General features: G+C 45.8%; 10 protein-coding genes. 4 read left to right on the top strand and 6 right to left on the bottom strand.

Features of this window, described 5'->3' with window-relative positions:
- Position 1: 1 nt before the first annotated feature.
- Genes KUL49_RS21110 through KUL49_RS06935 form a run of 4 tightly spaced genes read right to left on the bottom strand, consistent with a single transcriptional unit; the run spans position 2 to position 4,120 of the window.
- Entirely contained in the window at positions 2-805 is an 804-nt protein-coding gene (locus tag KUL49_RS21110; RefSeq protein WP_242633757.1) for an ATP-binding cassette domain-containing protein, read from the bottom strand.
- Positions 802-1,671 (bottom strand): ABC transporter permease, encoded by an 870-nt coding sequence (locus tag KUL49_RS06945; RefSeq protein WP_131136826.1) that lies wholly within the window; start codon positions 1,669-1,671, stop codon positions 802-804. The genes KUL49_RS21110 and KUL49_RS06945 overlap by 4 nt, the downstream gene beginning before the upstream one ends.
- Entirely contained in the window at positions 1,668-2,651 is a 984-nt protein-coding gene (locus tag KUL49_RS06940; RefSeq protein WP_131136825.1) for an ABC transporter permease, read from the bottom strand. The genes KUL49_RS06945 and KUL49_RS06940 overlap by 4 nt, the downstream gene beginning before the upstream one ends.
- Positions 2,652-2,653: 2 nt before the next feature.
- Complete coding sequence (locus KUL49_RS06935) at positions 2,654-4,120, bottom strand: ABC transporter substrate-binding protein (protein ID WP_242633756.1); 1,467 nt, start codon at positions 4,118-4,120, stop codon at positions 2,654-2,656.
- 522 nt (positions 4,121-4,642) lie between these two features.
- Between KUL49_RS06935 and KUL49_RS06930 the strand changes: the two genes are divergently transcribed.
- Together KUL49_RS06930 and KUL49_RS06925 are read left to right on the top strand one after the other, a co-directional pair.
- On the top strand, positions 4,643-7,897 hold the full coding sequence (locus KUL49_RS06930) for a glycosyl hydrolase (RefSeq protein WP_131136823.1): 3,255 nt from the start codon (positions 4,643-4,645) through the stop codon (positions 7,895-7,897).
- Between the two features lie 159 nt (positions 7,898-8,056).
- Positions 8,057-10,072 (top strand): TonB-dependent receptor, encoded by a 2,016-nt coding sequence (locus KUL49_RS06925; protein ID WP_242633755.1) that lies wholly within the window; start codon positions 8,057-8,059, stop codon positions 10,070-10,072.
- Here KUL49_RS06925 and KUL49_RS06920 read toward each other — a convergent pair.
- Positions 10,067-10,624 (bottom strand): PepSY domain-containing protein, encoded by a 558-nt coding sequence (locus KUL49_RS06920; RefSeq protein WP_131136822.1) that lies wholly within the window; start codon positions 10,622-10,624, stop codon positions 10,067-10,069. The two genes, KUL49_RS06925 and KUL49_RS06920, sit on opposite strands and share 6 nt — an antisense overlap.
- Before the next feature lie 113 nt (positions 10,625-10,737).
- On the bottom strand, positions 10,738-11,781 hold the full coding sequence (locus tag KUL49_RS06915; RefSeq protein WP_131136821.1) for a hypothetical protein: 1,044 nt from the start codon (positions 11,779-11,781) through the stop codon (positions 10,738-10,740).
- Between KUL49_RS06915 and KUL49_RS06910 the strand changes: the two genes are divergently transcribed.
- Together KUL49_RS06910 and KUL49_RS06905 are read left to right on the top strand one after the other, a co-directional pair.
- Positions 11,780-13,138 (top strand): radical SAM protein, encoded by a 1,359-nt coding sequence (locus KUL49_RS06910; RefSeq protein WP_131136820.1) that lies wholly within the window; start codon positions 11,780-11,782, stop codon positions 13,136-13,138. The genes KUL49_RS06915 and KUL49_RS06910 overlap by 2 nt on opposite strands.
- Before the next feature lie 10 nt (positions 13,139-13,148).
- Positions 13,149-14,945, top strand: a complete 1,797-nt coding sequence (locus tag KUL49_RS06905) for a DUF1223 domain-containing protein (RefSeq protein ID WP_131136819.1) — start codon at positions 13,149-13,151, stop codon at positions 14,943-14,945.
- Positions 14,946-14,950 lie beyond the last annotated feature (5 nt).

Below are 14,950 nucleotides of genomic sequence, written 5' to 3'. Positions count from 1 at the left end.
TTCACCGATACCAGCGGTGCAAACCTATGCGTTTTTTTGTGGTAGCCGTCCAGTGTTGCGGAGCCGACGCAATAAGGGTTTTGGTATAGTTTGAAGACGGGGAGGACAGTATCTTGCGGGTATCACCTGTTTCAACCAGTTTCCCGTTTTTAAGCACCATACATTTACCACCCAGTGCCTCTGCCACTGAAACATCGTGCGTAATGGTAAGTAGCGTACCGTCGTTAGCTTTTTGCTTTAGTTGCTCAATAATGTGATGTTTGCGTCCGGCATCTAGCCCTTTTGTGGGTTCGTCGGCTAGAAATAAAGGTGCATTAGTCACTGATGCACAGGCAAAAGCAACACGCTGTGCCATTCCACCAGAAAGTTGAGAAGGGACCTTATCACTGTCGTCTTTAAGAGCCAGGTTGTCTAGCTGTGTCTTCGCACTCTTTTGTGCTTCGCGAGCACCGTTACCCAATGTAAACCGAAAAACTTCGGCGACTTGCTGGCGAATTTTCATCATTGGGCTTAGAGAATGCCATGGCTCTTGCGGCAGCATAACAATGTCTCGCCCCCACAATTTTTCACATTCACGTCGGTTGGCACGAAGCATATCTACACCGTTTACCAGAACATTTCCCGTAACCTTCAGTGCAGGTGGTAAGTCGCCCATAATTGCTTGCGCTAGCAGACTTTTACCTGCCCCGGTTTCACCCAATATAGTCAGTGTCTCGCCTTGTTCAAGGTTAAGGGATAGATCCTCTACAATAATGGTGTCTTGCGCGTAAATTGATAAGTGTTCAATAGCAATGTATTGGCTCACAGTTTGCGCTCCAATGCATCACTCTTTGATAGTCTACTGCTGCTGTCAAAAATGAACTTATTTAAACGAGGTGTTTTGTCACTCTTCGCAGAAAGTAAGTGAAAGCCCAGTACGAGAACGAATAGGGTGGAAATAGGTTGTGCGAGCAGCCAAGGTGCTTCGTGATAGTATGGAAAAAGCTCAACTATCATCAGCCCAAGCTCAGGGCTGGGTGGTTTTAAACCAACATAAACGAAGCCCACCGATGCCATGGCGATAATTGAGGAGGAGGCACCAAAAGCAGTAAGTGATAACACGTCTTGTCGAATGGCGGGCCATATATGCTTATTAAATAAATAGCGTTTTGGAAAACCCAATAGCGCAGAGTTTTCCAGTGCAGGGCCTGTCACTACTGGTAGAGTGATAGCACGTACCAGCCTGAAGTACTCGACGGCCAGTACTAAGGAAATGGCTAAATACAGCATAATGAAAGAGCCCGGTACTAGCGCCGCGAAAAGAAGAATAAGTACCAGTCCGGGGAGCGCCAATATCGTATTGGCAATGAAATTCAACGTCGTATCTACCCAGCCTCTACACCACGCTGCAATTACGCCCGTTAGCACGCCAATGATTGATGAACTTAGTACACACAGTGCAGCGAGAGAAAGTGATATGCGCAGACCCTCTGAGATTCTGGCTAACATGTCGCGTCCGAACTGATCTGTACCTAACCAATGTTGCGCACTTGGGGCTTCGAGCACTTGCTTTAAATTTTGTTGATTACCGTTTGTTCCCAATAGAACAGGCTCGCCCAACGCAAGTAATAAGAGCAGCATCAATAGTGAAAAGCCAATCACTTTTTCAACAGGTAAGGCGGGTGTCTTCATTGGCTATGTCCTCGATTTTCCCTCACCCTTGGGTCGAGTGCATACTGACTTAAATCGACTAGTGTGTTGACCAATACGAATAACATGCCCATCAGCAACGCTGTGCCTTGTAACATAGTGATGTCGCGGGCAAAGACAGCATGGGAAAGTCCGTGTCCTATGCCGGGCCAAGCAAAAAGGCTTTCAATCATAATTACGCCTTCAATTAACCCGATAAGTTGTATGCCCATGAAGGCTAGAGCAGGTATTACAATGTTAGGTAGCGCATGGCACCTGAACGCTTCTAGAGCGCTTAACCCTTTTATCTTGGCGAAATGGAAGTAACCCGATTGAACCGCATTAACAGTACTATTGCGAATTACGCGGTTTGATATAGCCGCCAGGCTTAACCCTAAGGTCATTACAGGTAATATGGTATAGACAAAGCCTGAAGAGCCCGCAACCGGTAGCCAGTTGAGCTCTAGTGCAAAAATAAAGATGAGAATTAGCCCCAAGCAAAAGACCGGTTGAGAGCGCACGAACGTGGAAAATACTAATGCTGTTTTATCAAAAAGAGAAGCACGGCTCTTAGGAGTATTTTCACTTTTTCGAGCGCTTCTGATGCCGCTATAAATTCCCAGAGGAAACGCAATTAATGCGGATACCAGAATAGCGAGTCCAGCGAGAACAAGGGTGTAAGAAAGCTGATTTTGTAGCTCAACAACAATGGGGGCACCCGTGACCAAGCTATTGCCTAAATCCAGAGAGGCTAAATCAGTCATCCAGCTGACGTACTGTTCGAAAGCGCTTCTGTGCAGACCAAGTTCTTCTGCTACGGCGTTAGCGGCACTTGTGCTTACCGCATCGTCACCGTAGCGGCCAGCCGCTATTTTGTAAGCCATATCTCCAGGTAGTGAACGGGTTATAATAAATGTGAGTGTGCCTACACTCCACGCCATCAGTACAGCTTGAAGCAGCCGTTGAAGTAGGATTTTTCTCATTATTATGGGGCTATTCTCATTTGAGATACGCGAAAAGAACGCTCGTAAGGGTCGAAGCTGAAGTTTCTTAGTCGGCTAGAAGTCGCCGTTTGCTGCACATAGTACATAACGGGGATAAGAGGAACGTCTTGCTGAACTTCTTGCATAATTGATGATATCAACGATTTGTAAGCGTGTTCATCCGTAGTGTGACTCAAGGTCTTTAAATCGCTAAACACTTTTTCATTTTGCCAGTTCATTGGCCCCCAATCGCCGCCTTCTTTTGAAGAAAAGTCAGCCAGCATTATACCGAGAGGGTCTGGGATGTTAGCAAAGTTACGCGCCATAAGTGCAGTTTGTAATGTACCATCAGCATGCCCTGAAGGAATGGCACTTACATTTTCCATATGGACAGAGAGCTTCACTCCAATGCTAGCCCACTGATCTTGAATTGCCGTGGCAATGGTAATGAGTTCTGGCCGATTGGCATAGGTAATCATATCAAGCGTTAAAGGTGAGCCATCTTTGTAGCGCACGCCATCCTCACCCACTAACCATCCCGCGTCGGTTAGCAGCTGTGCCGCTTTTTTCCTATTTAATAATAAGTCGCCGTTTTCAACGCTATTTTTAATTGTTGGATTATTGTCAGCGTCACTCATTGAAATAGTATTGGTAGCATTATCTGTAGTAGAACGAATATGCCAGTCTCGAATATTTGGGCCAAATAGCTGATCAGCAGAGATATTCGATATACGCATTACGCCAGATGCAATGCCTTTTCTGTCAATCGCTAAACTCAGTGCCTGCCTTACTTTTACATCTGAGAGGATAGGATGGCCGCTATTTAACTTAACTAAAGTGGTGCGAGGGATCCTGTCGCTAAACACGTTTACGTTAGAGTCAGTGCGCAACATGCTAACCGCGGCAGGGTCGAGGTTGTACACAATATCTGCTTGCCCCGTTCGTACCATAAGCGCCCGCGTTTCAGAGCGGTGACCCGTTACGTACTCAACGTTTTCAATAACAGCGGGCTCGCCCCAATAATTGTCGAAGCGTGTGGTTGTAATATTGTGGGGTGGTTCAAAGTGCGTAATCTGATAGGGGCCTGTACCTATTAAGGTTTTAATTCGATTGAACTTGCCGAAGGTAGCAGGTGCCACGATCGCAGTTGTATAATTACTTAACAGGGAAGGGAAAGGACGGTAACTTTGGTTCAAGGTGAACTTGATAGAATATTCTGATACCACCTCCATGTTGGCGATCATATCTTTTGAAAATGGCGTTGGTTTACCAAACGCGACCGAAAGGCTTTTGTAGACGGCGTCGGCGGTCATTAATGTGCCGTCATGAAAATACACATCAGGACGTAAATTAAATGTCCAAACAGTAAAGTCCTCATCATTTGACCATGAGCTAGCAAGTCCTGGGAGAAGCTGACCTTGGTTATCCACGTCTATGAGAGTTTCCAGAATTTGCATTCGTGTAAACATGTAGCCGGTACTTGCCGGATCGTTATTGACTGGTTCAAAAGGACCACTGATCAGAATTTTGTTTGTAGGTTGTGAAGGTGTGCAGGCACTAAGTAGAACGCTGGCAACGACGAGTAAAATTGTTAGATGTCCAATCCGCATATTATTTTTATGTATTCCCTTCGAGCCTTTAAGCTTTTTCGTGTCTATTTGAATCCTGTGAATCAGTATCAGTATTTAATATTCTTAGGCTGACGCCCTGAATAGTAAAACAAAGTTCCAGATTGGATAATATACGACTTGTTGAATAAATGTACAGATTGAGTCGGTAGGGCAAAACTACTTTTTGAAAAATGCACTGACTAATGACCATCAAGATATTAAGTAATGTTAAGTCGGTGCACAATATTTTCAACTTTTGTAATGGGCAGTTGGTCGTATGTTACATTGTAACTTTAAGCATTTATTAGTAATGCTATAGAGTGATAGTACTACAAATTAAAAAAGGGTTTTGAGCCCTATCAAACACACTGGATAACAATAATGAAAAAGCTTCTTAAAGCGGCAGTTGCTGTATCAGTTGCACTTGCGTGCACCCCCGCCTTTGCAGACAAAAACGACAAGAATGAAGTCTTCAGCAGTTCAACATTCAAAGCCATGGAGCTGAGAAACATTGGGCCTGCGTACATGTCTGGGCGTATCGCTGATATCGCAGTCGATCAGAACAATCCCTCAACATGGTACACCGCGGTGGGTTCGGGTGGCGTGTGGAAAACTACCAACGCGGGTACGACCTGGACGCCAATTTTCGACGACCAGCCAGTTTACTCCATTGGCGACGTGACCATTGCGCCAAGCAACTCAAATATTATTTGGGTGGGAACGGGCGAAAATAATGGTGGCCGTCACATTAGCTTTGGCGACGGTGTATATAAATCGCTAGATGGCGGTCAAACCTGGAAGAATATGGGTCTGAAGAAGTCAGAGCACGTTTCTGACATTATTATTCACCCTACAAATCCAGATATTGTATGGGTATCTGCCCAAGGGCCATTGTGGAGTGGCGGCGGCGAGCGTGGGCTTTATAAGACGACCGATGGCGGTGAAACGTGGAAGCAAGTGCTTAAGCCAGCTGACGAATGGACCGGGGTAACATCACTACTTATTGACCCGCGTAACCCAGACAAACTTTATGCTGCAACGTGGGCGCGTCAGCGTTCAATTGGCGCCTATGTGGGAACGAACGAAGGCGCAGGTATCCATACTTCCAGCGACGGAGGCGAAACCTGGACTGAACTTAAAACAGGTTTACCACAAGGCAATATGGGTAAAATTGGTATGGCTATATCACCCATGAACCCAGATGTGATTTATGCCACCATTGAAACCGATAATCGCGGTGGTGGCTTCTACCGTTCAGCCGACCAAGGTGCTAGCTGGACTAAAATGTCAGATGAAGTAGGCGGTGGCACAGGTCCTCACTACTATCAGGAAATATTCGCTGACCAACATCAATTTGACCGTGTTTATATTGCCAGTAACTACAGCAAAGTGTCGGATGACGGCGGCAAAACGTGGACGCCCATCAACACTAAACGCAAGCACGTAGACGACCACGCCATGGCGTTCCATCCTACCGACCCAGATTTCGTATTGATGGGATCCGATGGTGGTATTTATATGTCTCACGACAGAATGGCGAATTGGCGCTTTATGGCGAACCTTCCATTAACCCAGTTCTATAAAGTAGCGCCAGATGACTCTAAACCATTTTATAAGATCTACGCTGGCGCACAGGATAATTCCACCCAAGGCGGTCCTTCGCGCACTATGCGTGAAGAGGGGATAAAGAACAAAGATTGGTTCTTAACCTTGGGCGGTGATGGGCACGGCCCAGCGGTAGAGCCTGGTAACCCTGACATTATGTATTCGCAGTGGCAGCAAGGAAATTTGGTGCGTGTCGATACGACTACCCGAGAAGGGGTGTATGTTAAGCCTCAGCCACTACCAGGCGACCCTGCAGAGCGGTTTAACTGGGATGCGCCGATTAATGTATCTGCACATGATCCTGCGCGTATCTACTTTGCCTCACAGCGGGTTTGGCGAAGTGATGATCGCGGTGACAGCTGGACGGCAGTGTCGGGCGATCTCACTAAAAACGGCAATCGCATGCATTCGCCACTTATGGGGCGCACGTGGTCAGTAGAAGCCGGCTGGGACCTGTATGCCATGACAGAGTTTCATACCATTGCCAACTTTGCTGAGAGCCCGGTAGATGAAAATATTCTGTGGGCAGGTACCGACGACGGTATTATTCAAGTGACCACTAATGGTGGTAAATCTTGGAAAAAGATTGAGCTAGATGACATTAAGGGGATTCCAGCCAATTCGTACGTGAATGATATTCGCGCTGACTTGTTTGATCCCAATACGGTATATGTTGCCCTTGATAATCACAAATATGGTGATTACAAACCTTATTTAATCAAGTCGACTAACTTAGGGAAAAGCTGGACTTCATTAGCTGATGATTTACCTGAAAAACACTTAGTGTGGCGTATTGTACAGGACCACGTAAATAAGGACTTATTGTTTATTGGTACTGAATTCGGTGTGTTTTTCTCGGTAGATGGTGGTAAAGACTGGGTAGAGTTAGACGGCGGTATGCCGACCATCTCAACCCGCGATGTGAAAATTCAACGTCGTGAGAATGACCTAGTCGCAGGTACGTTTGGTCGCGGTATTTACATACTTGATGATTATGCGCCGCTGCGCTCATTAACCGAGAAGTCGATGCAAAAAGACGCCATTTTGTTTGCGCCAAGTCGACCGGTTAAGTGGTTCCAGTTAGATGATAATCACACAGACTCTGATGGTGACGATCGCTTTGTTGCCGAGAATCCCGAGCACGGTGCAACTTTCACCTACTATTTGAAAGACAGTTTGCTAACGGCAAAAGAAAAACGCCAAGAAGCAGAAAAGAAACTTATAGAAAACAAAAAGTACCCTAAGTATCCAAGCTGGGAAGCGGTTGAAGCTGAAAACCAAGAAACTGACCCCGCTGTGTATGTCGAAGTACGCGACAGTGATGGTGACTTAGTGAAGCGTGTAGAAGGTAACACAAAGAAAGGCTTACACCGTATTACCTGGGATATGAAATATTCACTCACTATTCCGCTTACCGACAAAGACAGCAAGAACAATGGACTCATGGCGCTACCAGGCAGCTATACCGCGACGTTATTTAAGCGAGAAGGCTCCACGGTAACAGCGCTTTCTGAGCCAGCGTCATTTGTATTGGAATCTATCTACGACGGCGCGCTGAAAGGTGCTACGCATGCTGAAATTGAAGCATATGGTAATGCGGTGAACGATGCGCAAAAACGTGCATTATCATCGACGACTGTACTGAAGCAATTAAAAGAAACCATGGGCCTTTTGCGTACCGCGATTGATCGCACGCCAAGTGATGTGAACAGTCTTGAAGCGCAATACGCTGCTATTCAAGATGAAATTAACGGGGTAAACAAAGTTCTATTTGGCCTTTCATCTCGCGATAAGATGGGTATTAAGCCTGCAAATGTGTTGAGCCGATTGGGCTATGCCCGTTCTGCATTAGGGTCTTCTTACGGACCAACGCAGCAGCATAAAGACCAGCTCGGTTACGCCAACGATGGTCTAGATGATGTAGTGAAGCGAATCGGTACATTGCAGCAGCGTGCTGTACCATCACTTCAACAAGCGGTGATTGATGCTGGTGGACCCTGGACTACGGGTCTTCCTGTAATCGCTAAATAGCGGTAATTAAGCATCATTTTGCTTAGTACGCGGCGGTAGTTTTACTGCCGCGTTTTTCATTTTCTTTGCCAACTTTTTCGGTGCACACTTATTTTCACAGGTATGTATCGCGTAGTGAGATCATCATTGTTTTCTTTTTTGCTAGATTCAAGTTTTTCAGTGTCTTCTAAATCCTCGTCTGGTTTATCGGTATCTATTGCTGCACTACCTTTACTGCTTACATCATCTTTTAGCGTTGCCCAAGGTGCACCGCTCAACGAGGTAGAGCGCTACACAGTAACGGCTGCACGACCCTATTACGACGAGACGCTTTCGCGCATTTTTCCGCAATATGAGTTTGATAAAAGTGGCCTAGTAGCGCCGTTACATACCAATGATGTCTTACTTCGATCTCCTTCTGTGTCGTTAAATGGGCAGGGCGGGCAAATACAAAGCATCAGTATCCGAGGGTATTCGCGGTGGCGAATTCAAACCCTGCTAGACGGCGTACCGATTGTGAGCGACAGGCGGGCAGGGTCTAGCATAGGCTTTATTCCACCTGACTTTATTTCAACAGTATCTGTGTTACCGGGCGCCGCTTCCACTTACCTAGGCTCGGGAGCGATAGGTGGCGCGGTGAACTTGCATTTTGGGGAAATTCAAAAGCCTCACCTACAGGTTGGCTACAGCAGTAATCAACAAATGAAGGCGCTGAGCTATGCTGGCAGCACACGCCGTGAAGACAATAGCAACAGCCTAACTGAAGAGAGCGAAACAGACTGGAACATTTCATACCGAAGCGCCGACAATGGAGAAGATGCGAATGGGGGCTCGCTGTTTGATCAATTCGAACAATCAGGGCTATTTGTTAGACACAGGCCGGTAGATAGCGTCATAAAAGAGGCGTGGACGCTTTATTCTGATAATAACGACATTGGTAAGTCGAGCAGTGACTTCCCAGAAAGTAGAATAACCACCTACCCAGACAACACGCACTGGCTTGGCAAAATAGCGTTTGAAAGTCACCTATTTACTGGAAATGTCTGGTGGCATAAATCTAGCCTAGACACCTCGGTGTTGCGACCAGAAAGCCGCATCAACGACAGCGAAAACAAGGCGTTTGACTATGGGGTTAACATAAGCACAGATACGCAGCTGAAAGACTGGGATTTGAACTGGCAGCTGCAAGTTACTGGTCGAGACGGCGTAGTGGCAGATGAGAGAGAATTCACATTAACACCAGTGGAAAGCGCGTTACCTGACACCACATCGCCCAGTTTCATAACAAATGCATTTGAAGCAGAGCTTGCCTATGAAGTGCGTACTCTCGATGCAAGCGAGATTACTACCGCAGCGGTTGCTGATGCCTCACGACAGTGGCAAAGCTTGTCGCTCGCCCTTGGCGCACGGGTTGACTGGCAGCGCCAGTCTGATGATTCAGATGCCAATACATTCCAATCTAGCACTGCTCAAACTAACACTAATCTAAGCGGGTATTTAGGCGCAAATTATCAGCTTTCTCAGCATTGGGCGGCTGGTATGTATGTGTCTAGCGCGTTTCGAAATCCGTCTTTAACTGAACGTTTCTTTGCTGGCGAAACGCCTCACGGTACTGTGTTGGGCAGCCTCAAACTTGAAACAGAGCAAGCGTTAAATATGCAAGCCAGTGTTGCTTACAGCAGTGAGCAACTGCAAGGCTCGATAGAGGTGTTTAATCAGAAAATTGATAACTATATTGAACGCATTATGGTTGCTGAAGATGTGCTTCAATATTCTAATTTAGACAGTGCAACGATAGAGGGGGTGAGCTATCAACTTAGTTGGCAATCGCACAATGACGCATTAGACGCTCGACTTAGCGGAATGTGGATTAGCGGTGAAGACGATTTGGGTAATAGCATTGCAGATATACCTGCAAACAGTCAGAGGCTTGATTTAGGCGTTCAATGGCAAGCTGTGCGGTTTTTTACGGTATTTGCCTATCGTGCAAGTAAGAGGGATATTGCTGACGGAGAACGAGCTCTTGATGAGGTATTCACGCTGGACATGGGCGCTGATTGGCAGTTAAACGAGCGGGTTCAACTTCAAGCTAGCTGGAGCAATGTTACCAATCAACAGTATTACACCAGTGCTGATGACAAAGCGGCATTTGCTCAAGGCGACAGCGTGCAGCTAGCCATTAATTACCTGTTATGAGTTGTTTAAGGGCTGACGAAATTTGTTCTTTCGATATTTACTTTTCATGGTGGTGTACAGCATGACAAGGCCCGTTACCCACAGCACAAAAAGCAATAGGGCAGCGGGCAAAAACAGCCATAGCTTAGCGCCCTCAAAGAACCAGCTACCGTCATGAATAGCTTCAATGGTGTCTGTGCGTCGGTACGCAACCTGAAGTACATCACCATTTTGTGCATTCAGTTGAACTTCCCAATGGTTCCTCCCTCGCACTTTAATGATGCCTTTTGTGGGGCGCACGTCTAACCGGTCTATATCGTCCCAGCTGTTTAAACTAACCTCAGGCACTTGTTTTACAGCGTGTAGCACGTCGTCGAAGGAAATCGTAGGCCCGTTGGTTTGGGTATTCTGCACTTTTTGTGTTGGTGGTTGGATCCAGTCGAATTCTTTTTTAACCTGCAATAATAAACCGCTCGCAATAACAATGATCACAGGAATAAAAATAACCAGCGACAGCCACAAGTGAATACTGCGGCTGTATTTGCGACTGTTTTTGCTAAAAGACGCGGGCATGAAACAACACTTAAAACGAAATAATGAATACACCTTACACTATACGGTAATCTCAATAGGCAGTAAAAACACTCTAACGCGAGGTTTACCCGTTTAAACGGAATTGCTTAGCGTCATTTGATTGCAGGGTGATTAAAGTGAAGACTCGTGTCGCAGGTTAGAGAGACCACAGATTCAGTCAATGTCATTTCACCTATCTCTTGCCATTCGGCTTTATCTATCCCTGCATCGTTGAAATTGGCAGCAGATAAAACCCAAGATAGCGTCTTATTTGGGTAATGCTGCAACGACAACTCATCCCTAAAGTCATCTTTATTCACTAGCGGTGTATCAGGTTTCAACGACGCTTTTAGCCAGTAAGGACCTTGCCTCACGTTATTCGCTTTTTCGTCGTTGGGAAGCAGTACTTCTGCCAAATGTGAAACAGGTCTGAAACGCGCATTCGCATTTTTTCCGCTAAACGCTTGATCTGCTTCTTCAAGATCGCTCTCCAAGCGATAAGCGGTTAGCAATTGACTGAAAGGCGGCAATTCGCCCAGTGCGGGCTCGTTGGTCATAGGTAAGTTGGCCACGTGCTGGGTTTTAGTGCCACCCAGCGAGTGCATTAAAAATATGTTTTCAGTAACCGTACTTTGGGTATTGGGGAAAAGCTTGATTGCCATACCAAAAGCACGCTTATCTCGCTGCTTTGTACCGCTTAAGCTGACTGACGCTCTTACGATAACCGGCACGTTTGTGCGTGCTTGAAAAAGCCCGGAGTAAGGGCTGCTGTGATTAATTTTCCATGTGCCAGCGAAGCAAATACCATTAGCTTGAAGTAGCTTATGCTTGGTACCTAATTCTATAAAATTTGCGTTGGAAGAAAGGGTTCTTTTAGCGTGACTTAGCAGCAGATTTTTACCGTCAGCATCGAAGTGTTTCCGCGACACTTCATATTGCGGTAGCACCGAATAGGGATCTGAAAAAACACGGCTTTTTACTTCTTCGAACAAAGTCGACGTTGTTGTGAATAGCGATTGGTTTTCAGTTGTATCAGAAGAAGCGAGTGCGTTGCATGACAATAAAACTAGTGCAAAAAAACGGCACGCCGTGAAAGTATTTTTATGTGTAATAGGTCTTTGTTGATACTGTGTAGTTCGAAAAAGGCGCATTGACATGGCGTGCTCCCCTGGTATCACTAGAAATCAACAACTTCTTCATACCCAAAAACGCATGGGTGAACATTTCACCCCAAATCAGTTGCTGGGCCGCACGCACACCATAGGTTGTGTTGCTGTTGAAATCACGCAAAAGTGTAATCTTGATTGCACCTTATGCTATTTATCTGAGCATTCGCAAGCGGTTCGCGACATTCCCATTCAAGAAGTGTTTAAGCGATTAGACAATGTCCTTCGTCACTATGGTCCTGGTACCAGTGTACAAATAACCGGTGGTGACCCTACGTTAAGAAAGCGCAGCGAGCTAATTGAAATTGTCGAATATGCCAATAAGCTCGGCTTACACACTGCACTGTTTACCAACGGTATTGCTGCCTCCCGTGACCTGCTTGCATCTTTAGCTAAAGTTGGCTTAAACGATGTCGCTTTTCACGTTGATACCACCCAAGAACGTAAAGGTTTCCCTGATGAAGCATCGCTAAATGCTATCCGCGAAGAATACATAGAACGGGCCAAAGGCTTGGGGCTTATGATTATTTTTAACACCACCGTGCACACCGACAATTTCAAAGCGCTTCCCATGCTGGTGGATTTTTTTGTGCAGCATGCAGACGCCGTAAGTTTCGCCTCGTTTCAGCTACAGGCAGAAACAGGCCGAGGGGAATGGGGAGCAAGAGCTGATGTAATTGACCCCATAACCGTGAAAGCTGCTATTGAAAAAACAATTAGCAAAGTGCTGCCGTGGGAGAAAGTACGTATTGGTCATAGCGACTGTCACAGCTACATGCCAACATTAGTGGTTGGTAAGCAGGTCTACTCTGTCGTTGATGACGCCCAATTGTTTGCGCAATTTATTGAAGACTTTAAGCACATACAAACAACCCGGCAACACGGCACGACACAGATTATATGGGATTACAGTAAAGCATTGCTTGCTAGGCCAAAGTGGATTTGGAAGTTGGCAAAAGCGACCTCATTGAAGCTGTTTGAAATGCGTAGCAGCCTTTTCAAAAGCAAAGGACGTGTGCACAAACTGTCATTTTTTGTTCAGAATTTTATGGATGCCAACGCCCTTCAGCAAGACAGAATTGATGCGTGTTCATTTATGGTAATGACCGCAGATGGCCCTGTTTCCATGTGCAAGCACAATGCCGAGCGCGATGAGCATATATTAAAACCCCTTACATATACCGACCACCGCGGGCAGGTAAAGCAGTACCAGCCATTGGGAGAGCGCTACAAACAAAACAATATTATCCCTATTCGCCAAATCTCGGATATAACAACACCTAGTTCCCTGTCAGCAAAAGCGCTTACTGCAAGTGACAAGCGCCACCATCCAGCCAAAAGCGTGTAAGGAAACGATCATGAAGTCTCGTCGATTTGCTCAATCTGAGCGTATGTTAACCATTATCTTGTCCATGTTGCTGCTGTATATTTTACCTACTGCCAACAGTAGCCAAGCGTCTGAGGGCGGGTTAAATATTAACAGCGCTAAACCATTAGAAATAGCGCAGCTTAAGCAAGCCTATCGAAAAGCATCGCAAGACTGGGAATATGTACTCCAACACTATGTAGATGAGCAGGGACGAACCGATTTCAAAGGGTTATCTAAAGATATAGTGCCCCTTGAAAACGTCATTAATTTTATTAGCTTTGCTAGTCCTGACGTCACGCCTGAATTGTTTGACTCACCACAATCCGTTATGGCCTATTACATCAATAGCTATAATGCGTTAGCCATGTACGGGGTTATAGAAAAAGGTATTCCAGATGGCTTTACCAGTTTCTTTTCACGAGCAGCTTTTTTCAAGTTTCGCGATGTGGTGATTGGCGGTAAAGTCACAAATTTATATGATTTTGAAAACGATGTAATTAGACCGCTTAACGAGCCCAGAGCCCACTTTGCGCTTAACTGCATGGTAAAAGATTGCCCAAGGCTACCGCAAACGCCGTTTTATGCAGAAACCTTAGACGACACCCTCGAACAAGCCACCCGTGAGTTCTTTGGGAGCAAGAAACACTTTTACTTTGATGACAAACGCAAGCGCGTGTACGTTTCGGAAATCCTCGATTTTTATACTGAAGACTTTGTCGCTTCAGGAAAAGCAAAGGACTTACCTCAATACATTAACCAGTATCTAGTCGAACCTATTCCTAAGAATTATAAACTGCGGTTCATTGATTATGACTGGCGTATCAATGCGCAACCGGAAAAACCGAAGGTTTCAACATCTACAAATAGCGACCTTGATAATGCTTCAAGTCAAGCCACAACGAACCCCATAGTTAAAGCTGCCCTTACTCTGCATTCTAACGAAAGCAAAGTGTCAGGTTCAGCACATGCACTAGCGTCAGAATCAGCGCTATTAACTACGCTGTCATCTACGCCGCTGCTAGCAGCAAATGTAGCGACAGACGTAGCAATTAACGAAGAAACAAACACGCCTTTTATACTTACCAGTACGCCCAATCAAACCACCGTCTTGGAACTTTATACATCCCAAGGTTGCAGCAGCTGTCCGCCTGCGGAAAAATGGATTTCAGGCTTTGTAGAGAGCGATAAATTATGGACAGAGCTGGTTCCCATTAATTTTCACGTGGACTACTGGGATTATCTAGGCTGGAAAGATCCATTTGCTGATAGTACTTTTAGTAAACGGCAGCGAGACTACAAGCGTGTAGGCAAAGCAAACACCATTGCCACGCCAGGTTTTGCTTTAAATGGTCGTGCTTGGAATGGATGGTTTCGGGGGCAGTCGTTACCTAACCGAGTCGCCCCTCTGTCTGGAGTACTTCATGCTTCGGTTCAAAACGACATCATTGATGTGTCCTTCAACAATATCAACAGAAGTACATCGAATACGTTAGTTGTTCACGGTGCGTTACTCGGTTTTGGTATAGAAACCTCAGTTACGCGGGGGGAGAACACCGGGCGTAAACTCACTCACGATTTTATAGTAATCGATTATGAAAACGCGTTATTGAGTAGCAACGGCGACAATGCTAATGCTCAGCAATATGTGGCTACTCTGCCTTCGCCCAATAATACTCATATAAAAGCCAAAAAACACGCCCTCGTTGTTTGGATCTCTGAAACTAACGACCCCTCGCCACTTCAAGTTGCTGCGTCTTGGTGGTTACAAGGTACTGAGTCTATGTGACGTAG

Origin of the sequence: Alteromonas sp. KUL17, from assembly GCF_006538305.1 — a bacterium.
Classification (GTDB): domain Bacteria; phylum Pseudomonadota; class Gammaproteobacteria; order Enterobacterales; family Alteromonadaceae; genus Alteromonas; species Alteromonas macleodii.
Note: the sequence above shows the minus strand (reverse complement) of the source record. Positions and strands in the feature narration are given on the sequence as shown.